This is a genomic window from Streptomyces sp. NPDC093260, from assembly GCF_040683715.1.
In the GTDB taxonomy this organism is placed as follows: Bacteria; Actinomycetota; Actinomycetes; order Streptomycetales; family Streptomycetaceae; genus Streptomyces; species Streptomyces sennicomposti.
Map to the genome: position 1 here is coordinate 153,421 of NZ_JBFBEK010000001.1, position 19,953 is coordinate 173,373.

18 protein-coding genes are annotated in these 19,953 nt (G+C 75.0%); 7 read left to right on the forward strand and 11 right to left on the reverse strand.

Features of this window, described 5'->3' with window-relative positions; genetic code table 11:
* Positions 1-3: 3 nt before the first annotated feature.
* Genes AB0N63_RS00510 through AB0N63_RS00530 form a run of 5 tightly spaced genes read right to left on the reverse strand, consistent with a single transcriptional unit; the run spans position 4 to position 5,345 of the window.
* Positions 4-636, reverse strand: a complete 633-nt coding sequence (locus tag AB0N63_RS00510; RefSeq protein ID WP_365522023.1) for an isochorismatase family protein — start codon at positions 634-636, stop codon at positions 4-6.
* A gap of 13 nt (positions 637-649) precedes the next feature.
* A complete protein-coding gene (locus AB0N63_RS00515) occupies positions 650-2,287 on the reverse strand; it encodes a (2,3-dihydroxybenzoyl)adenylate synthase (protein ID WP_365522026.1) in 1,638 nt (545 codons plus the stop codon).
* Positions 2,284-3,498, reverse strand: coding sequence for an isochorismate synthase (locus AB0N63_RS00520; protein WP_365522028.1), 1,215 nt, complete (start codon positions 3,496-3,498; stop codon positions 2,284-2,286). The genes AB0N63_RS00515 and AB0N63_RS00520 overlap by 4 nt, the downstream gene beginning before the upstream one ends.
* A gap of 57 nt (positions 3,499-3,555) precedes the next feature.
* Positions 3,556-4,362: a 2,3-dihydro-2,3-dihydroxybenzoate dehydrogenase gene (locus tag AB0N63_RS00525; RefSeq protein ID WP_365522031.1), complete on the reverse strand. Its 807-nt coding sequence runs from the start codon at positions 4,360-4,362 to the stop codon at positions 3,556-3,558.
* Positions 4,359-5,345, reverse strand: coding sequence for an iron-siderophore ABC transporter substrate-binding protein (locus AB0N63_RS00530; RefSeq protein ID WP_365522034.1), 987 nt, complete (start codon positions 5,343-5,345; stop codon positions 4,359-4,361). The genes AB0N63_RS00525 and AB0N63_RS00530 overlap by 4 nt, the downstream gene beginning before the upstream one ends.
* Before the next feature lie 186 nt (positions 5,346-5,531).
* On the opposite strand from AB0N63_RS00530, the gene AB0N63_RS00535 reads away from it, so the two are divergent.
* The 4 genes from AB0N63_RS00535 (at position 5,532) to AB0N63_RS00550 (ending at position 9,559) form a co-directional block, all read left to right on the forward strand.
* On the forward strand, positions 5,532-6,590 hold the full coding sequence (locus AB0N63_RS00535; protein ID WP_365522036.1) for an iron ABC transporter permease: 1,059 nt from the start codon (positions 5,532-5,534) through the stop codon (positions 6,588-6,590).
* Positions 6,587-7,864, forward strand: coding sequence for an iron chelate uptake ABC transporter family permease subunit (locus AB0N63_RS00540; protein WP_365522039.1), 1,278 nt, complete (start codon positions 6,587-6,589; stop codon positions 7,862-7,864). The genes AB0N63_RS00535 and AB0N63_RS00540 overlap by 4 nt, the downstream gene beginning before the upstream one ends.
* On the forward strand, positions 7,861-8,664 hold the full coding sequence (locus AB0N63_RS00545; protein ID WP_365522041.1) for an ABC transporter ATP-binding protein: 804 nt from the start codon (positions 7,861-7,863) through the stop codon (positions 8,662-8,664). Before AB0N63_RS00540 ends, AB0N63_RS00545 begins: the two co-directional genes overlap by 4 nt.
* A gap of 175 nt (positions 8,665-8,839) precedes the next feature.
* On the forward strand, positions 8,840-9,559 hold the full coding sequence (locus AB0N63_RS00550; protein ID WP_365522886.1) for an FAD binding domain-containing protein: 720 nt from the start codon (positions 8,840-8,842) through the stop codon (positions 9,557-9,559).
* A gap of 45 nt (positions 9,560-9,604) precedes the next feature.
* Here AB0N63_RS00550 and AB0N63_RS00555 read toward each other — a convergent pair whose 3' ends face one another.
* A complete protein-coding gene (locus tag AB0N63_RS00555) occupies positions 9,605-10,423 on the reverse strand; it encodes a rhomboid family intramembrane serine protease (RefSeq protein ID WP_365522044.1) in 819 nt (272 codons plus the stop codon).
* A gap of 145 nt (positions 10,424-10,568) precedes the next feature.
* Between AB0N63_RS00555 and AB0N63_RS00560 the strand changes: the two genes are divergently transcribed.
* Entirely contained in the window at positions 10,569-10,916 is a 348-nt protein-coding gene (locus AB0N63_RS00560; protein WP_365522047.1) for a hypothetical protein, read from the forward strand.
* Between the two features lie 177 nt (positions 10,917-11,093).
* Here AB0N63_RS00560 and AB0N63_RS00565 read toward each other — a convergent pair whose 3' ends face one another.
* Together AB0N63_RS00565 and AB0N63_RS00570 are read right to left on the reverse strand one after the other, a co-directional pair.
* Positions 11,094-12,494, reverse strand: coding sequence for an FAD-dependent oxidoreductase (locus AB0N63_RS00565; protein WP_365522050.1), 1,401 nt, complete (start codon positions 12,492-12,494; stop codon positions 11,094-11,096).
* A 67-nt stretch (positions 12,495-12,561) separates the two neighbouring features.
* Entirely contained in the window at positions 12,562-13,734 is a 1,173-nt protein-coding gene (locus tag AB0N63_RS00570; RefSeq protein ID WP_365522053.1) for a DUF4349 domain-containing protein, read from the reverse strand.
* 262 nt (positions 13,735-13,996) lie between these two features.
* Between AB0N63_RS00570 and hemG the strand changes: the two genes are divergently transcribed.
* Together hemG and hemQ are read left to right on the forward strand one after the other, a co-directional pair.
* Positions 13,997-15,463: a protoporphyrinogen oxidase gene (gene hemG / locus AB0N63_RS00575; RefSeq protein WP_365522056.1), complete on the forward strand. Its 1,467-nt coding sequence runs from the start codon at positions 13,997-13,999 to the stop codon at positions 15,461-15,463.
* Between the two features lie 4 nt (positions 15,464-15,467).
* The gene (gene hemQ / locus AB0N63_RS00580) at positions 15,468-16,199 is read left to right on the forward strand and encodes a hydrogen peroxide-dependent heme synthase (RefSeq protein WP_365522059.1); all 732 of its coding nucleotides are present in this window, start codon (positions 15,468-15,470) and stop codon (positions 16,197-16,199) included.
* An 81-nt stretch (positions 16,200-16,280) separates the two neighbouring features.
* On the opposite strand, the gene AB0N63_RS00585 is transcribed toward hemQ, so the two are convergent.
* The 3 genes from AB0N63_RS00585 to AB0N63_RS00595 form a co-directional block, all read right to left on the reverse strand.
* Positions 16,281-17,951 (reverse strand): alpha/beta hydrolase, encoded by a 1,671-nt coding sequence (locus AB0N63_RS00585; protein ID WP_365522062.1) that lies wholly within the window; start codon positions 17,949-17,951, stop codon positions 16,281-16,283.
* A gap of 231 nt (positions 17,952-18,182) precedes the next feature.
* Entirely contained in the window at positions 18,183-18,980 is a 798-nt protein-coding gene (locus AB0N63_RS00590; protein ID WP_365522065.1) for a TIGR04222 domain-containing membrane protein, read from the reverse strand.
* Between the two features lie 97 nt (positions 18,981-19,077).
* A complete protein-coding gene (locus AB0N63_RS00595) occupies positions 19,078-19,878 on the reverse strand; it encodes a DUF4142 domain-containing protein (protein WP_365522068.1) in 801 nt (266 codons plus the stop codon).
* Positions 19,879-19,953: the final 75 nt, after the last annotated feature.

Consider the following 19,953-nt stretch of genomic DNA (forward strand, 5'->3'; position numbering starts at 1 on the left):
CGCTCACACCTCCTCGAAGAGCGTGTCGGTGGTGGTGACGACCGCGCAGCGGCCGGCGGCCCAGCGCAGGGCCATGTCGTGCTCCTCGCGGGAGAAGTCGGCGACGGCGTCGGCGACGACGAACGCCCGGATGTCCCGCGACCACGCGTCGGCGGCCGTCATCATGACGCCGATGTGCGCGTACACGCCGACGATCGCCAGCTGGTCGCGGCTCCACGCGCGCATCCGCTCCTCGAGGTCGGTGCGGACGAACGCGCTGTACTTCCACTTGGTGAGCGTGATGTCGCCCGGCTCGGGCGCGACGGCCTCGGGCACGGCCAGCACCTCGGGGTCGTCGGCGACGCCGGGACCCCAGAAGTCCAGCTGAAGGCCGCGCTGCTGAGGCGTCTGCCCGCCGCGCTGCGCCGAGTACACGACCGGCACGCCGAGCCGGCGTGCCTCCTTCAGGAGCCGGGCGGTGTTGCCGAGCATGCCGGTCAGCGGCTCCCGCCCGGCCGGGAAGGCGGACAGGAAGTGCTGCTGGAGGTCGTGCACCAGCAGCACGGCGCGCGCCGGGTCCACGGTCCAGGACACGCGGTTCGCGGGCAGTTCGGCCGGGGCGGGCAGGGGATAGGAGGGGATCTTCGGAAGTGCCATGGTGGAGGGCCTCTCAGCGCTGCTCGGCGGACGAACGCAGCTGCTTCTTGCTGATCTTGCCGATGCCGGTCTGCGGGAAGGCGTCGACGAACTCGACCAGGTCGGGAACCTTGTAGGCGGCGACGCCGCGGTCGCGGACGAACCGCTTCACCGCGACGGGTCTGAGCGGTTCGGCGCCCTCGCGCAGGATCACGTAGGCGAGGGTGCGTTCGCCCAGGTACTCGTCCGGCACCGCGACCAGGGACACGTCGTGCACGCAGGGGTGGGCGAGGATGATGTTCTCGATCTCCTCGGCGGCGACCTTCTCACCGCCCCGGTTGATCTGGTCCTTGGCCCGGCCCTCCACGACGAGATGACCGCTCGGGGTGCGCCGCACGATGTCGCCGGTGCGGTAGAAGCCGTCCTCGGTGAACGCGGTCCGGTCGTGCTCGGGCGCCCGCCAGTAGCCGCGGATGGTGTACGGGCCGCGGGTGAGCAGATGCCCGAACTCGCCCTCCGGCACCTCCCGGTCGGCGTCGTCCACGATGCGTATCTCGTCGTCGGGCGAGAGGGGCCGGCCCTGCGTGGTGACGACCGTCTCCGGATCGTCGTCCAGGCGCGTGTAGTTGACCAGCCCCTCGGCCATCCCGAACACCTGCATGAGGCGGCAGCCCAGGGCGGGCTCCAGACGGCGCGCGGCCTGCTCGCTGTACTTGGCGCCGCCGACCAGCACCAGTTCCAGGCTGGACAGATCGTGCGCGGTGCTCGCCGCCGCGTCCGTCCACACCAGGGCGAGCGGCGGCACCAGCCCCGTCATGGTGATCCGCTCCCGCTCGATCAGCCCGAACGCGGTCGCCGGATCGGGCTCGGGACACAGCACGGCCGTACCGCCCGCATACAGCACGCCCAGCCAACCGGGCGAGCTCATGGGGAAGTTGTGCGCGGCCGGCAGCACGACGAGGAAGCGGGTGTCCGCGTCCACGCCGCAGATCCCGTTGGAGCCGCGCAGCGAGTAGATGTAGTCGTCGTGGGTGCGCGGGATCAGCTTGGACACGCCGGTCGTGCCGCCCGACAGCTGGAGGAACGCCAGCTCGTGCGGGGCCGGCCCGGGGAGCGGGCCGGCCGGCTCGCACGGCACCTCCGCCAGCGCGGTGTGCGCGCCCGGGGCGCCGGCCACGAACACGTGCTTCAGGCTCGGCGTGCTCTCCCGCACGCGGGTGGCCAGGTCCCGGTGGTCGTACCCGCCGAGCACATCGGGGATGACGTAGGCGACGGCCTCGGAGAAGGCGCAGAAGTGGCCGATCTCGGTGTCCCGGTGGGCGGGCAGCGCGTACACCGGCAGCGCGCCGATCCGGAACAGCGCGAAGACGACCTCCGCGAACTCGCCGACGTTCGGCAGTTGTACGACCACCCGGTCGCCGCGGCCGATGCCACGCGCCGCGAACCCGGCGGCCAGCCGGTCGGCCGCCTCGTCCAGCTCCCGGTAGGTCCAGGTGCGGCGCTCGGGGGCCGGGTCGACCAGCGCGATCCGGTCGGGATGTGCGGCGGCGCGCTCGCGCAGCATCCCGCCGAACGTCTCGCCGCGCCAGTGGCCGGCCGCGCGGTAGCGCTCGGCGAACTCCTCGGGCCAGGTGGGCGCGTCCACGCCCGGGGTCAGAGCGTCGGCGGTCACAGCGCGGCTCCCACGGCGTCCAGGAAGGTACGGAACTTGGCGGCGGTCTCGGCGGTCTCCGCCTCGGGCGAGGACTGCGCGACCACACCCGCGCCCGCGAACAGCCGCAGCGTGCGGCCCTCCGCCTCGGCGCAGCGGATGGTCACCACCCACTCGCCGTCGCCGTCGGCGTCCTGCCAGCCGACCATGCCGGCGTAGGCGCCCCGGTCGAAGGGCTCCGACTCGGTGATGACGGCGCGCGCGACGTCCGTCGGCGTGCCGCACACGGCCGGGGTCGGGTGCAGCGCGCGGGCCAGGTCGAGCGCGGTGACCCCGGGCCCGGCGATCTCGCCGGTGACCGTGGTGGACAGGTGCCACATGGTGGCGGTGCGCACCAGCGTGGGCCGCTCGGGAACCTCGAGGCGCCCGCACAGCGGGGCCAGCGCCCGCCGTACGGCGTCCACCACGACCGCGTGCTCGTGCAGGTCCTTGGGCGACTCCAGCAGCGCCACCGCGCGGCGCACGTCCTCGGCCAGGTCGGCGCTGCGCGGCGCGGACCCGGCCAGCGGGTTGGCCGTCAGCTGGTCGCCCCGCCGGGCGACGAGGAGTTCGGGGCTGGCGCCGATCAGGGTGCGGCCGGGGCCGGAGGGCACCGCGAAGGTGTAGCCGGACGGGTCGCGGCGGGCCAGCCGGCCCAGCATCGCCGGCAGGTCCGGGTCCGTCGGCGCGGTCAGCTCCAGGGTCCGGGCGAGGACCACCTTGTCGAACTCGCCGGCCCGCATCCGGGCCACCGCTGCGGCCACCGCGGCCCCGTACGCCTCGGGCGGGGGCCACTCGCGCACCTGCCAGCCGGCGCCGTCGGCCGCCCGCGGCGCGGGCAGCGCGATCAGCGGGTCCTCGGCCAGCGGGGCCGCGCCGCGCACGGTGGCGGGGACGGCGAGGCAGGCGGGGGCGTCCGGGGCGAACGGCACGGCGCCGAGCACCAGCGGCGCGGGGCGGCCGGGACGGCGCAGCCCGGCCAGCAGTTCATTCACCCGCCGTGTCAACGGCCGCTCGTCATGGGGGACTTCGGCGACGGTGCCGTGGGCGAGCAGGGTGCGCCGGGGAGTGGCGAGGAAGCGGTCGGCGCCGGCCCGGTAGTCGTCCAGCAGGGCGACGGCGGCGCCGGGGACGTGGTCGGCGGGTGCGGTGGATCCGGCGGCGAGGCCGGGTTCGCTCACGGGTGCGGTCATCGGGACTCCAGGGTGGGGGAAGCCGGGACTGCGTCGGGACTGCGCGGAACGGCGGGATCAGGCCCGCAGGGTCGCGCCGCCGTCCACGTACAGGTCGTGCAGGGTGATGTGGCGGGCGCGGTCGGAGACGAGGAAGGCGACCGCCTCGGCGACGTCGGACGGCTCGGCGACGCGGCCGAGCGGGATGCCGGTGCGGTAGGCGGCCGGGTCGCCCTCGATGACGGCGCGCCGGCCGCTCTCGGCGCCGCCGGGGGACGCCTCCCACATCGCGCGCTGCATCTCGGTGAGGGTGGAACCGGGGCAGACGGTGTTGCAGCGCACGCCGTGCGCGGCGACCTCCAGACCCAGGCACTTGGTGAACATCACAGTGGCGGCCTTGGAGGCGGCGTAGGCGGCCATGCCGCTGCGGGGGACGCCCGCCGCGTTGGAGGCGACCGTGACGATGCTGCCGCCGCCCCGCGCGGTCATCCGGCGGGCGACGGCCCGCGAGACGTGGAAGACGCCGTTCGTGTTGACCGCGAACACGGCCGTCCAGTCGGCGTCGGTGAGGTCCACCACGGGCGCGCCGCGCAGGATCCCGGCGACGTTGACGGCGATGTCGAGGGGGCCGAGCGTGTCCTCGGCCTCGGCGACCACCGCCTGCACCGCGCCGGCGTCGGTGACGTCCAGCGTGCGGGCGGTGACCCGGTCGCCGAACCGCTTAGCGAGCGACTCCGGTTCGGGGGCGGCGAGGTCGGTGGCCAGCACGCGCGCGCCGCGCTCGGCGAGCGCCTCGACGACGGCCGCGCCGATGCCCCGGCCCGCGCCGGTCACCAGGGCGACACGGCCCGCGAGTTCCTGTTCCGTGCCCTGTCCGGCGCTCACTTGACCATGGCCTTCCGGAGGTCGTCCAGCACGGAGACGGCGGCCTTCGCGCCGCCCAGGCTGGTCCACTCGGAGCCGTCGACGACGGTGGCGTGCTTCTCGCGGACGGCGTTGAGCTGCTGGTACGCGGGCTTCTCGGCGAGCTGGTCGAGCAGCCTCGCGTCCGGACCGGCGGACGACAACGTGCCGATGAACAGCCAGTCGCCGTCGATCTCCTTCAGGTTCTCGTCGCTGATCGGCGTCGAGTGGCCCTCGCCCTTCCGGTTCTGGACGCCGGGCCGCTTGAGACCGAGGTCGTTCAGCACGTCGCTGATGAACACGCCCTGCTGCATCACGGCGGTGCCCTTGGCGGAGTAGCGGGCGACGGACACGGTGGCGCCGGCCTGCGCGCCGAGGTCCTTCTTCAGCGCGGCGGCCTTGGTGTCGTAGTCCGCGAGCAACTTCTCGGCCTCGTCGGCCTTGCCGAGCGCCTGCCCGGTCAGCTCCAGGGACTTCTTCCAGCTCTTGCTGTCGTCGATGGTGACGAGCGTGGGCGCGATCCTCCTCAGCTGCGACAGCACCTGTCCGTCGGCGAGCTGGCCGGCGAGGATGACATCGGGCTTGGCCTGGACGACCTTCTCGATGTCCGGGCCGGTCACCGCGCCGACCACGGGTATGCCCTTCGCCTCCGCGCTCAGGTATGCGGGGGCGCCCTTCTGCCCGCGCCCGGCGGTCAGGCCGACCGGCTTGACGCCGAGGGCGAGCGCGGAGTCCAGGTCCATCTCGCTGAGCGCGAGGACCCGTCGGGGAGCGGCCGGCACCTTCACCTTCGCGCCGGTCGCGTCGGTGACCGTCGTGGTGCCGCCGTTGCCCGCGGACCCGCCGCCCGACGAGGAGTCGTCGTCCGAGGAGCCACAGGCGCTGAGGACGAGACCGCACGCGACGGCCAGGGCGGCGGCCGCGGTGCGGCGGGTGGCGGGGGTGGAAAGGCGGGGCGCCGTCATGGCCTGAAATCTCCGTTGCTCGACTGTCGCGGCCCGCGGGATGCGGTCGCGATCCGGCGCGCCGGCCCGTTCAGGCATGCGGAAAGGCCGGCACCCGGGGACACGGGTGCACGGACCGCACGCCGCCTGACGGCGCGGCACTTAGGTTAGGCTAACCATATGCTCACTCCGAGGGGGTCGTCGCTCATGAAATCCGGAACCGGACGGCCCACGGGTCCACCCGCCCGTGGCCGCACCGCCGTTCCGGCCGCCGCGGTCCTCCTCGTGTCCCTGCTGGTCCTGTGCCTGCTCTCGCTGCTGATCGGCACCGGCAGCAGCTCGCCGGCCCGCGCCTGGGACTACCTGGCCGGCGCCCCCTCGGCCCGCGCGGATCCCCAACTGCGCCTGGCCGTCGTGGACGTACGGCTGCCGCGCACCCTGGCCGCCGTCACGGTCGGTCTCTGCCTCGGCACCGCGGGCTGCCTGCTCCAGGCGGCCACCCGCAACCCGCTCGCCGAGACCGGACTGCTCGGCGTGAACTCCGGGGCCGCGTTCGCCGTCGTGGTGGGACTCACCTTCTTCGACGCCTCCTCGCCGACCGCGCTGCTGGTGTGGGCGCTCGGCGGCGGTACGGCCGCGAGCGCCGTCGTCCTGCTGCTGGCGGCGAGCGGACGTGCCGCCGGGTCGCCGCTGAGGCTGGTGCTGGCCGGGTCGGCGCTCGGCGCCACCTTCCACGGCATGACCTCCTACGTCCTGCTCGGCACCCAGTCCACCTTCGACGTCTACCGCTACTGGACGATCGGCTCGCTCGCCGGCGTCCGCACCTGCGAACTCCTGCCGCTGCTCCCGCTGGTGGCGGTCGGCCTCGCCGTCGCGCTCGGCTGCGCCCGACCGCTGGCCGCGCTCGGTCTCGGCGACGACAGCGCCCGCTCGCTGGGCCACCACCCCGGCCGGGTCCGCCTGGTGGTCGCCGGCGCGGTCTCGCTGCTGGCCGGCTGCGCCGTCGCCGTCGCCGGCCCGATCGCCTTCCTCGGCCTGCTCGCCCCGTACGCCGCCCGCGCGGTGGCCGGCGCGAGCATGTCCGGCCGGCTCGTCCTGTCGGCGCTGATCGCCGCGGATGTGATGATCGTCGCGGACCTCCTCGCCCGGGTCGTCATCCGGCCCTGGGAGGCCCCGGTGAGCGTCCTGCTCGCCTTCGTCGGCGGCCCCCTCCTCGTCTGGATCGCCCGCTCCTCCCGCCTCTCCACCGCCGGAGCCACGTCATGACCCCGCCGACTCCGCCCGCTTCGCCCACCCCGCACGTGCCGCACCGCGGCGACACCGAGGAACAGGGCGGCGGGGCCGCCGAACCGCCGTCGGCGGCCGGGGAGCCGGGGACGTCCGCCCGGAGCGCCGAACCGCCGTCGGCGGCGGGCGCGTTGACCCAAGACAGTGCGGAGCGCACGTGCGCCCCGGAGGACACCCCGGGCCCCGAGGACACCCCCGCCCCCGCCACGCCCCTCGTGCCCGAGGACAGTCTCGTCCTGCGCGGCGGGACGTTCTCCTGGCTCTTCCCGCGGCGCGGCGCACTCGTCGCCGTGCTGCTGGCGCCGTTGCTCGTGGTGCTCGTCGCGCTCGCGGTGACGGCGAGTTCGACGGGGATGAGCCCGCGCGACACGCTGTCCGGGCTGCTCGGGACGGGCGACTCCGGCACCGTCATGATCGTGCGGGACTTCCGGCTGCCGCGCGTGTGCGTCGGCGTCATGGTGGGCGCCGCCCTCGGCATCGCGGGCTGCCTCACCCAGACCCTGGCCGGCAACCGCCTGGCCACCCCCGACCTGATCGGCGTCAACGAGGGCGCCACCGCCGCGGTGGTGGCCACCGCCGCCGGTTCCTCGACCGGCATGATCGGCGACTGGTGGCTCGGCCCGCTCGGCGCCGTCGCCGCCGCCGTCCTGGTGGTGCTGTGCGCGGGCGGCGCGGGCAGCGCCGGCTACCGCGTCCTCGTCGTCGGCATCGGTGTCTCCACCCTCGTCGGCGCCGTGGGCGACCTCATCATGTCCCGCGAGAACGACAACACCGCGGGCGGCGTGTTCCTCTGGGCCGTCGGCAGCCTCAACGGCCGCGACTGGCACGTGGGGACGCCCCTGCTGATCGTGCTGCTGTCCCTGCTGCCGCTCGCCCTCGCCGTCGGCCACCGCCTCCAGCTCCTGCGCTTCGACGACGACACGGCGGCCTGCCTGGGCGTGGACCTGCGCCGGCTGCGCGCCGCCGCGCTCGCGCTGGCCGTCGCCCTGGCCGGCGTGGCCGTCGGCGTGGGCGGCCCCATCGCGTTCGTCGCCCTCGCCGCCCCGATCATCGCCGCCCGGCTGAGCGGGCCCACCCGGGTGCCGGTGCTCGGCTCCGCGCTCACCGGCGCCGCGCTGATCACCGCCGCCGACGCCCTCGGCCGGGTCGTCGCCCCCGTCGAACTCCCCGTCGGCGTCGTCACCAGCGTCCTCGGCGGCCCCTTCCTCCTCTGGGTCCTCTTCCGCACGGACTCCACCACCGGAAAGGCATGACCACCCCCATGACCGACGCCCACCCCGGCCTCCAGGTGCGCGGCCTGCACGCCGGACACCCCGGCCGGCCAGTCGTCCAGGACGTCGACCTGACCGTCCCCGCCGGGCACGTGGCCGCGGTCGTCGGACCCAACGGCTGCGGAAAGTCGACCCTGTTGCGCACGATCGCCCGGCTGCACCGCCCCACGGCGGGCGCCGTACTGGCGGACGGCGCCGACATCTGGGAGCTGACACAACGGCAGGCCGCGCACCGCGTGGCCCTGTTGCCGCAGTCGCCGCGCGCGCCGGAGGCCGTCACCGTCGCCGGACTGGTCCGCTACGGCCGCCACCCGCACCAGGGGCTGCTGCGCCAGTGGTCCCGCGAGGACGAACGCGCCGTACGCGACGCCCTGGAGGCCACCGGCACCACCGGACTCGCCGGCGAGCGGGTGGACCGGCTCTCCGGCGGCCAGCGCCAGCGCTGCTGGCTCGCCATGGTGCTCGCCCAGCACACCCCCCTGGTCCTGCTCGACGAACCCACCAGTGCCCTCGACCTCGGCCATGTGGTCGACGTACTGGAACTCGTACGCGAGGTCGCGACCTCGGGCCGTACGGTGGTCATGGTGCTGCACGACCTGGCCTCCGCCGCCCGCTACGCCGACACCCTGATCGCCATGAAGGACGGCCGCGTCGTCGCCCAGGGGCCGCCGAAGCATATCGTGGACGAGGCGCTCGTCAAGGAACTCTACGACCTGGAGGCCGACATCCTGCGTGCCCCCGGCGACGCCTGCCCGGTCGTCGTCCCCCGGGCACGCGGCTGACGCACCCGCGCCCGCCGCACGCACGACCCCCTGAAGCGGCCCCGTCGAACAGGCGCACACCACGCCCGTGTGAGCCCTGTACGCGCCCCCACCCGTGCGGCCAAGATGCGCCGTGCCGACGGGCAAGGGGCCGAGAGCTGTCCGTCCGAGTCCCCAGAAAGGCAGTGTGGCTGAGGTGTTGGTACGTCTGCCCAAGACCGTGGAGCAAGCGCGGGAGCACCTGACCGGGGGAGCGGTGCCGATAGGCGGCGCGACCCTCGTCTGGGCCACCTGGCAACGCGACGGTTTCCCCGAACAGGCCATGTCGCTGCGCGAGTTGCCGCAGGCCAACGTCATCGGCCCGGAGGAACTGGGCGGCGCGGTGGTCCTGAGCCGCATCGACGACCGGGTCCCGTACGTCCTGCGCGCGGCGGCAGGCACGGTCGGCACCGGCGCGGTGCGCCGCGCGGCCACGGTCGGCGGCAACCTCGCCGGCAGCGCGCTGCGCTGCCTGCTGCCCGCCGCCCTGGTGCTGGAGGCCCGAGCGACCGTACTGGCCTCGCACGGCGTCTACGAGACCGATCTCGCCGAGGTGACGGCCAAGCGCCCGCTCCTGCTCGGCCTGCGCTGGACCGCGCCGGTCGCCAGCGCCTACCACAAGGCGCCGGGCGAGGCGGGCGGCGAACCGCCCCTCGTCGTCGCCACGGCCCTGCACACCGGCGCCGACGGCCGTCACCGCCTGCGCGCGGCCGTCCGCGACGGCTACGAGGTCCTGACGGCCACGGCGACCTACGGCCCGGACGCCCCCCGCCCCCTGGACGAACTGCGCGAGACCCCCTTGGCGGACGTCCCCGGCACCTGGGACCTCCTCACCGAACAGGTCACCACCCTCGTGGCAGCCGCCCCGCACGACTGAGCACCGGGCGAGGCGCCGCGCCCCGCCTCTCCGGGCGGGCGGCCGTCACCACCCCGGCCGCGCCCGCCGTCCGAACAGCAGGCCCTGGGGTTCGGGCGGCGGCGGGGTGCCGGGGCGCAGCGGCAGGGCCAGCAGCATGCCCGCGACGAAGCCGACGACATGGGCGGTGTACGCCACCGTGCCCGCCTCGGAGACGGCGTCGCCCGCCGAGTAGAACGCCTGGAGCACGAACCAGAAGCCCAGCACGATCCAGGCGGGCAGCCTCAGCGGCAGGAAGACCAGGAACGGCACGAGCACCCACACCCGGGCCCGCGGGAACAGCACCAGATACGCCCCGCAGACCCCCGCGATCGCTCCCGAGGCGCCGATCAGCGGCTGGCCGGAGCCCGCGTTGAGCAGCGCGAACCCGTACCCGGCGGCGTACCCGCACGCCACGTAGAACAGGGTGAAGCGGATGTGCCCCATCCGGTCCTCGATGTTGTTGCCGAAGATGAAAAGGAACAGCATGTTCCCCAGCAGGTGCAGCCAGCTGCCGTGCAGGAACATCGAGGTCAGGACGGACAGTGCGGGCGACTTGTCGTACGCCGGCGGCCCCAGCACACAGCCCGGACCGTGCACGCCCACCCCGGTCTCCCCGGTCGGCACCAGCGCCGGCAGCCGCCCGTGGATCACCTCACGGGGGACCAGGGCCCAGTGCTCCGTGAACGCGTGCAGATGGCACAGCTGGGCGAGTGTGCTCTGTCCCGTCGCGGAACCGCCCACGGCGGGCGACAGCAGGAACACCACGAAGTTCGCGACGATCAGGGCGTACGTCACCCAGGGGGTGCGCCGCGTCGGGTTCAGATCATGGACGGGGATGACCACAGGGAAGTACTGCCCCCGATGCGCCCGCCGAACCGGTCGGGGCCGCACGTGAACACGGCCGCCCGTTCGTCCGTATGTTCCCCCGACCGCCCGCGGCACGGCGAGCAGGCCCGCGGGGACGACGCGACGAGGCGAGGTACAGGCGATGAGCGACGGAGTTGGCCCCGCGGTGCACGCCCTGCCCGACGGCGAGGCGGAACTGTCCCTGGTGGTGCGGCTGCCCTGGGAGGACGTGGCCCGGCTCGGCCAGGAGGCCGGGCGGCTTGCGGCCCGGCTGCAGCGGCCGGTGACGCTGGACGAGGCCGCCGGGCACCGGCTGCGCTCGACCCCGCTCGGCGCCCACGCCAAACCGGCCGGAGCGCAGCCGCCCGCGGTCACCGGGGCCTCCTCCGGCACGGCGGCCGTGCCCCCCGCGTCGGTCTCCGCCCTCCCGACCCGCCCCCCGGCCGAACCGGCCGCCCGGCCGATGGACCGCATGGGCGGAACGGCCTAGGTGTACTGACCCGCAGGGTTGTTGACGCGGGTGATGGGTGGGTGGCCGTCGAGTGCGGTGTGGCAGCGGTGGTGGTTGTAGGTGTGGAGGGACCGGGACCGGCAGACGCCGTACGTCGCACCCGCACACGCGACCCGTGCGCTGTGCGACCCGCCCTTCGTGGGACCGTCCGGCGGGTCAGCCCGCCGCGTGGTCCCACGGCTCGCGGATCTTCGCCGCCGCCTTGCGCGCGGCCACCAGGACCGGGTCCCACACCGGCGAGAACGGGGGTGCGTAGCCCAGGTCGAGCGCCGTCATCTGCTCCACCGTCAGTCCGGCGGTCAGCGCGACCGCCGCGATGTCCACCCGCTTCGCCGCGCCCTCCCGGCCCACGATCTGCACGCCCAGCAGCCGCCCGGTGCGGCGTTCGGCGAGCATCTTGACCGCCATCGGCGAGGCGCCCGGGTAGTAGCCCGCGCGGCTCGTCGACTCGATGGTGACGGTCTCGAACTGGAGGCCGACCCGGCGGGCGTCCTTCTCCCGCAGTCCGGTGCGCGCGATCTCCAGATCGCACACCTTGCTCACCGCCGTGCCCACCACACCGGGGAAGGTGGCGTAACCGCCGCCGACGTTGGTGCCGATGACCTGGCCGTGCTTGTTGGCGTGGGTGCCGAGCGCGATGTGCCGCTGCTGGCCCGAGACCAGGTCGAGCACCTCCACGCAGTCGCCGCCGGCCCAGATGTTCTCGTGGCCGCGCACCCGCATCGCCCGGTCGGTGAGCAGACCGCCGTGCGCGCCGAGCGGCAGCCCGGCCGCCCGCGCCAGCGCCGTCTCGGGGCGTACGCCGATGCCCAGCACCACGACGTCCGCCGGGTATTCGGCGTCTTCGGTGGCCACTGCCCGGACCCGGCCGTCCTGGCCGGTCAGCACCTTGGTGACCTCCGCCTCGCCGACCATGGTGATGCCGAGGCCCTCCATCGCCTCGCGCACCAGACGGCCCATGTCGGCGTCGAGCGTGGTCATGGGCTCCGTGCCCCGGTTGACGACCGTCACCTCGTAACCGCGCCGGATCAGCGCCTCGGCCATCTCCACGCCGATGTATCCCGCGCCGACCACCACCGCCCGGCGGCCACGCGCGCGGGCCAGGCTGTCCAGCAGCGCCTGGCCGTCGTCCAGCGTCTGCACGCCGTGCACCCCGGGCGCGTCGACGCCGGGCATGGCGGGGCGGATCGGCCGCGCCCCCGTCGCGATCACCAGCTTGTCGTACGACGTCCAGGACTCGGCCCCGGAATCGACGTCCCGCGTGCGGACACGCCCTGCGGCCACGTCGATCTCCGTGACCTCGGTGCGCATGCGCAGATCGATGCCCCGCGCGCGGTGCTCCTCGGGGGTGCGGGCGATCAGCCGGTCCCGTTCCTCCACGTCGCCGCCCACCCAGTAGGGGATGCCGCACGCCGAGTACGAGGTGAAGTGGCCGCGTTCGAACGCCACGATCTCCAGCTCGCCGGCCCGGCGCAGCCGCCGCGCCTGCGACGCCGCGGACATCCCCGCGGCGTCGCCGCCGATCACGACCAGTCGTTCCGTTGACTCCGCTGTCATACGAACACGCTAATCCCACGCGGGACTTCATCCGGGCCCGCCCCGCCCCCTCGGCCGGGCGCGCGCCCTACTCGCCGTCCGGGCGCGCCTCGTGCTCGCCGTCCGCCCGCGGGGTCTGCGTCTCGTCGGCGCGCTCGGCCTGCGGCCCCTCGGCCGTCCGGCCGCCCGGCCCTCCGGCCGCGGACGGAGCACTCGGCCGCACAGTCGCCCCCGGAGGAGCCGTCGCGGTCGCCGGAGCCGCCGGAGCTGTCGGAGCCGCCGCGTGGACCGGACGCGTCGCAGGCGCAGGCGTCGCGCCCTGCCGGGCGCCCGGCAGCGGCCCCACCGCGGTCATCGCGGGCACGGCCGGTGCGGCGGCACGGCGGGGCGACCGGCGCCGTACCAGCCGCCACGCGACCACGATCACCGCCGCCGCGACGGCGAACGGCAGCACCGCGCCGACCGCCAGCGCTGTCCACCGCACCCCCGTGACGAACACGTGCCAGCCGCCCGACACCGCGTCCCCGAACCCGGGCTCGTCGTCCGCGGCGGCGTCGTCCCGGTGCACCGCCGTGCCGGACAGCGACAGGGTGATGGTGGCCAGGCTCGTACGGTCCTTCAGGGACGCCTGCCGGGCGAGCAGCGACTCCAGATCGGCCTCGCGGCGGCTCAGCTCGCTCTCCAGCGCGACCACGTCGCCGATCTTCCCGGCCCGCTCCATCAGGGCGCGGACCCGTGCGACGCTCGTCCGCTGCGACGTGATCCGGCTGTTCACGTCGACGACCTGGTCGGTGACGTCCTCGGCCTTCGCCGTGCGCTCCAGGAGCTTGCCCGTGCCCTGAAGGGCGGTGAGCACGGCGTCGTACCGGTCGGCGGGCACGCGCAGCACCACGCGGGTCTGTTCGTGCCCGTCCTCGTCGCGGGTGGTGTTCTCGTCGCCGACGTAGCCGCCCGCGTTCCCGACGGCCGCACGGGCCGCGGCGAGGGCCTTGGCGACGTCCTTGACCTCCACGCTCAGGGCGGCGGTGCGCACGATATGAGCCGTCGTCAGCTTCGGCGCCGCAGTCGCCTTCGCGCCCTCGGCGCCACCGCCACCGCCGCTCTCGGCGCCGCCGCGGTACGCGTCCTTGGCGGCGCTGCCGGCCGCGGCCTTGTCCGAGGAGCTGTCGCCGCCCGCGCCGCACCCGGTGAGCGTGAGGGCCGCCGCCAGGAGCAGCCCGGCCAGGGCGGAGGCGGGCCGGACGGAACGTCGTAGGTGCATCTGGGTCCCCCCGAGGGTCGTCGTGACCGGCTGACGCACCTTCGACGCCCGGACACGGCGGAACGTTGGCGGAGGACGGTCCCGAAGAGGTCACGGTCGGGACTCGCGCCGGACACCGCGCCGACCGGCGCACCGGTACGGCGCACCGGCGCGGGAACCAGAGCGCCGCCCCGTACCGCCTCCCGCGCGCGGGACCACCGGCTCCCGACCAGGACCGTCGGGCCCGGCCGCGCTGTCGGCGGTGTCTGAGAGAGTGGGGGCCATGAGCGCAACGGGTACGGACAGCACGGGGCACGTCGTCGTCATCGGGGCCGGGATCGCGGGCCTGGCCGCCGCGCACCGCCTGCTGCAACGCGGGGCGCGGGTGACCGTGCTGGAGGCCTCCGACCGGGTCGGCGGCAAGCTGCTGCCCGGCGAGATCGCCGGCGTGCGCGTCGACCTGGGCGCCGAGTCGATGCTGGCCCGCCGCCCCGAGTCGGTGGCCCTCGCGCGTGAGGCGGGTCTCGGGGACGCGCTCCAGCCGCCGGCCACCGCCTCCGCCTCGATCTGGACCCGCGGCGCGCTGCGCCCGATGCCCAAGGGCCATGTCATGGGTGTCCCGGGCACCGCCGCCGCGCTCGCCGGGGTGCTCTCCGAGGAGGGCCTGGCCCGGATCGGGCGCGACGCCGACCTGCCCCGCACCGAGACCGGCGACGACGTCGCCGTCGGCGAGTACGTCGCGGCCCGCCTGGGCCGCGAGGTCGTCGACCGCCTGGTGGAACCGCTGCTCGGCGGGGTCTACGCCGGCGACGCCTACCGCATCTCCATGCGCTCCGCCGTTCCCCAGCTCTTCGAGGCCGCGCGGCGGCACGACTCGCTCACCGAGGCGGTCCGCGACATCCAGGCCCGCGCCGCGGCCGGCGCGCAGCAGGCCGGACCGGTCTTCATGGGCATCGAGGGCGGCATCGGCAGGCTGCCCCTCGCGGTCGCCGCGTCGGTGCGGGCGCGCGGCGGCGAGATCCTGACCGCCAACCCCGTCACCGCACTGCGCCGCCGGGCCGACGGCGGCTGGCGGATCACCGCCGGGGACCGGGTGCTGCACGCCACCGCGGTCATCGTGGCCACGCCCGCGCCGGCCGCCGCCGACCTGCTGGCCGCCGAGTCGCCGGCCGCCGCGGCCGAACTGCGCGCCGTCGAGTACGCCTCCATGGCGCTGGTCACCCTCGCCTACCGCCGCTCCGACGCCGACGCCGCCCTGCCCGACGGCAGCGGCTTCCTGGTGCCCCCCGTCGACGGACGGACCATCAAGGCGTCCACCTTCGCCTCCCGCAAATGGGGCTGGATCGCCGACGAGGACCCGGACGTCATGGTGCTGCGCACCTCCGTCGGGCGGTACGGCGAGACGGAGATCCTCGACCGCCCCGACGCCGACCTGGTCGAGGTCTCGCGGCACGACCTGCGCGAGGCCGTCGGCCTGACCGCCGCCCCGCTGGAGGCCCGGGTCACCCGCTGGACCGACGGGCTGCCCCAGTACCCGGTCGGCCACCACGCGCGCGTGGCCCGCGTGCGCGAGCACGTGGCGAAGCTGCCCGGCCTCGCGGTGTGCGGCGCCGTGTACGACGGCGTCGGCGTCCCCGCCTGCGTGGCCAGCGCGTACGCCGCCGTCGACCAGCTCGGCGGCGACCTGAGTGCCGTGCGGGAACTCACCGCCGCCCCGGTGCAGAGCCTGCACGGCGGAGCGGGAGAATAGCCCCATGAGTGACGAAGCCTCCATCACCGAGTCCGGCCGGATCCCGAACAAGGGCAAGCTGGCAAAGGACCTCAACGAGGTCATCCGCTACACGCTGTGGTCCGTCTTCAAGCTGAAGGACGTACTGCCCGAGGACCGCACGGGTTACGCCGACGAGGTGCAGGAGCTGTTCGACCAGCTCGCCGCCAAGGACGTGACGATCCGCGGCACCTACGACGTCTCCGGGCTGCGCGCCGACGCCGACGTCATGATCTGGTGGCACGCCGAGACCAGCGACCAGCTCCAGGAGGCGTACAACCTCTTCCGCCGCACGAAGCTCGGCCGCGCTCTGGAGCCGGTCTGGTCGAACATGGCGCTGCACCGCCCCGCCGAGTTCAACCGCTCGCACATCCCGGCGTTCCTCGCCGACGAGACGCCCCGCGACTACGTCAGCGTCTACCCCTTCGTGCGCTCCTACGACTGGTACCTGCTGCCCGACGAGGACCGCCGCCGCATGCTCGCCGACCACGGCAAGATGGCCCGCGGCTACCCGGACGTGCGCGCCAACACCGTCGCGTCCTTCTCCCTCGGCGACTACGAGTGGATCCTCGCCTTCGAGGCCGACGAGCTGCACCGCATCGTCGACCTGATGCGTCACCTGCGCGGCTCGGAGGCCCGCCGGCACGTCCGCGAGGAGGTCCCGTTCTTCACCGGCCGCCGCAAGGACGTGGCCGACCTGGTCGCCGGCCTGGCCTGACGACCGCACGGCGCGCCGCGGAGCCCCCGTCCGCTCCGCGGCGCGCCCCGGCCGGGCAGGCGGCCGGGGCGGCAGGCCGGATCACTTCCCGGGCCGCTGCCCCGCGTCGGACCTCGCCTTCAGCGCGTCGCGCATCTCCCGCTTGCGCCGGTCCCGGAAGGTCGGCTCGTGCGGCCGTGGCTCCGGGTGCGCGGCGCAGGCCGCGTCCAGGGCCGGGACCCTGCCCTCCAGCAGATACGCGTCCAGATACGCGTTGACGCACCGGTTCGGCCCGTAGCCGACGCCGTGCGCGCCCGCGCCCCGCTCGGTCACCAGCACCGAACCGGCCAGCCGCCGCCGCAGCTCCACCGCGCCCTCGTACGGCGTGGCGGCGTCCCGCTCCGCGGCCAGCAGCAGCGTCGGCGGCAGCTCGCCCGGCGCGGTCCGCACGTCCAGGGGCCGCTGCCGGGGCACGGGCCAGTAGGCGCACGGCAGGTTCATCCACACATTGCCCCACGTCTCGAACGGCGCCGTCCGCGCCAGGCGCGTGCTGTCCCGGTCCCACACCGCGAAGTCGGTCGGCCAGGGCGCGTCGTTGCACTCCACGGCGGTGTAGACGGCGGTGCCGTTCTCCGCCTCCTTCGCCCCCTCCACGACCGGAGCGGCCATCGCGACCAGCGCTTTGTCGTCGCCCTTCAGATACGCCGACAGGGCCTCGGCGCTGCCCGGCCAGAAGTCGTCGTAGTACCCGGTGTTCAGCAGCGCGGAGTGCAGCTGGCCCGGCCCCACGGTGCCGCCCGCCGGCTTCGCGGCCAGCCGCCCGCGGGCCTTCTCGTACGAGGCCTGCACCGCCTCCGGCGTCCGCCCGAGCCGGTAGGCGTCGTCGTGCCGGGCCACCCACTTCTTGAAGTCCGTCCAGCGGCCCTCGAACGCGGCCGACTGCGCCATGTTGGCGCGGTACCAGACCCGGGCCGGGTCGGGGTTCACCACCGAGTCGAACACCATCCGGCGTACGTGCGAGGGGAACAGCGTCGCGTACAGCGCGCCGAAGTAGGTGCCGTAGGAGGCGCCCATGAAGGTCAGCCGCCGCTCGCCCAGCGCCGCCCGCAGCACGTCCAGGTCGCGGGCGTTGTCGAGGGACGTGTAGTGGCGCAGGGCGGAACCCGCGCGCCGGACGCAGCCGCGTGCGTACGCCTTGGCCTCGGCGACGCGTTGCTTCTTGTACGCCGCCGAGGGGTGCGTCGGCGCGGGGGTCGGCGCCTTGAGGAAGTCCTTGGTGTCCTGGCAGGACAGGGGGGCCGAGCGGCCGACGCCGCGCGGGGCGTAGCCGACGAGGTCGTAGGCGGCGGCGACCCGCTTCCACTCGGGCAGCAGGCCGATCAGCGGGAAGGACATGCCGTCGGCGCCCGGACCGCCCGGGTTGAACACCAGGGCGCCCTGGCGGGGCACCGGGCGCCTGCCGTCGCGCGGGTCCTTGCGGGTGGCCGGCGCCCGGCTGACGGTGAGCTTGATCTGCTTGCCGTCCGGGTGGGCGTAGTCCAGGGGCACGGCCACCGTGCCGCACTCCAGCGCGGTGGGCAGGTTCCTGGCCTCGGGGCACGCGCCGAAGCGGATGCCGGCCGCCTCGGCGCGCGCCGCGGCCACCACCGTGCCGTGAAGCTCCGCCGTCCCGCCGGGCACCGTCCGCGCGCTCGCGGGGGCGCCGCCGGCCGGGGCGGCGAGGACGGTCAGGACCAAGGAACCGGCGGCCGTGCAGACGGCGGCTGCTCTCATCGCGTATCCCCTTCGGCGCGCGGCGGCTTCGCTGCCCGGCGGCAGCGGTTCGAGGGCCGGCGGCAACAGAAGGGATGTTTGGTGGGCCCGATGACCGAGGCAAGCACCGGACACCCGGTGTCGCGGCCAATGCGCCCGACGCGCCCCGCCCGAGCGCGCACGCCGTCCGGCGCGCCCCCGCGCCCCGTACCCGGCGCGGCGACGCCCCCAGGTCGCGGGACGCGCGGCCGGCTACTCCCGCCAGGGCTGGTCGCGGTGGGTGAAGGCGGCCCGCAGCTCCGGTTCGCCGATCGCGCGGATGCCCCGTACGGCCACGGAGGCGAGGTACGAGCGCTCGTCCCCGGGACCGTCCTCGGCGTGGTCCGCGCGCCGGGCCAGCGTCCCGAGCAGCCGCTGCCCGGCCGGGGACGCCCAGGGCGAGTACGGATGGATCTCGATGCGGGCGATGGCCAGACAGCTCAGGGTGAGCGCGAGAGGCAGCGCGAACCAGAGGGAGACCAGAGCGCGCGGCATCCCGGTCGGGCCGGGCATCAGCAGCGCGGTCGCGCCCAGCGCGAGGACGACGAAGGCGGCCCCCCGCACCTGGCGGACCCCGGCCGCGACGTTCGCCGAGGACTCCTCGGGCACCGCCAGACCCGCGTTGACCAGCCGGTCGGCGAGGCCGCGCACCGAGTCGGCGGCGGCCAGGGCGGCCCGTACCGGCGCGATCCGGGACTGGCCCTCCGGGCCGATCGCCCCTATCGCCGACCGCTCCATCTCGTCCCGGCCGCGCGGGTCCACGACGGTCGCCCAGCCGGTGTGCGCGAGGAGGAGCCGGCGCTGACGCGCCATGGAGACCAGGGTCACCTCGGCGACCCGGGCCGGACCGCCGGACAGGAACGCGGCCTCGTACAGCGTCAGCTCGTGGTCCCGGCCCGTGGTCGCGGGGCCGGCGTCCCAGGCCGCCGCGCGTACGGCGGCCAGACACAGCCGGGTGCACGTCACACCGGCGACGGCCCAGGCGGGCAGCAGCAGAAGTACCCAGAACATGACAAGTTTCTATGCCAGTGGCCCGGGAAACTCCATGCCCTGTTCACATGCCGGACCAGCTGTGGCCGGTATGTGACTTTCCGTTTGTTCCCCGAGGTCAGGGAGTCGGCGCGGGTGACGGGGGAGGCGGGCTGGAGGCGGCCGGCGGCAGGGTGAACGTCGGCGACGCCGGCGCCCCGGACGGCATGACGGGCACGACGTCGCCGGGGCCCACCGCACTCGGCACGGCGGTCGGGGCGGCGGCGTCCGTCGGAGCGGGACCGGCGGCCAGGTCCCGGGCGACGGAGGCGTAGTCGACGTACCCGGTGGCCTCCAGGACCCTGATGTGGTCCAGGACCGTCGTGTTCGCGTCGTCGGCGAGGGCGCGCACCAGCGAGTTCCGGGTGCTCGCCCGCACCTGGGCGACCAGTTCGAAGACCCTGCCGTGGGCGAGCCGCGCGATGTTGACGAACAGCCGGTCGTACTCCTCGCCCTGCGCCTGGTCCAGGGTGGTCAGCCACTCCCTCTGCTGCGCGGTGGGCTCGTTGGGCAGCGGCAGTCCGAGCCGGGCGGTCACCTCGCGCACCCGCCGATCGAGGAAGGTGTGCCCGTCCACGAGGTGCCGGCCCGCCGTCCGTACGGCCTCGGTGGTGCCCCGCTGCTCGGCCTGCTGCCCGGCGGGCGCCTCCCACAGCCCGGCGAGCCGGACCGTGGTGAGGAAGTCGTGGTCCTGCTCGGACAGCGGCCCGTACGGCGTCGCCACGGTCCGCGCGCTCAGCGGCTCCGGCGGCGCCGGAGGCCGCTCCGCGTACGACCAGAGCGGGACGAGCAGGGCCACGACGGTGCCGGCCAGCACCGTGATGATGATCCCGGTGCCGCTGAGGATGCCTCGGCCCTGCACGGGCGGTCGCGGTCGCATGGGTGCCTCCTGTCACGGCACCGCACGTCAGTGCGCTACGGGGGTGAGTGAAGGGTTGGCATATTACTTCGGCTG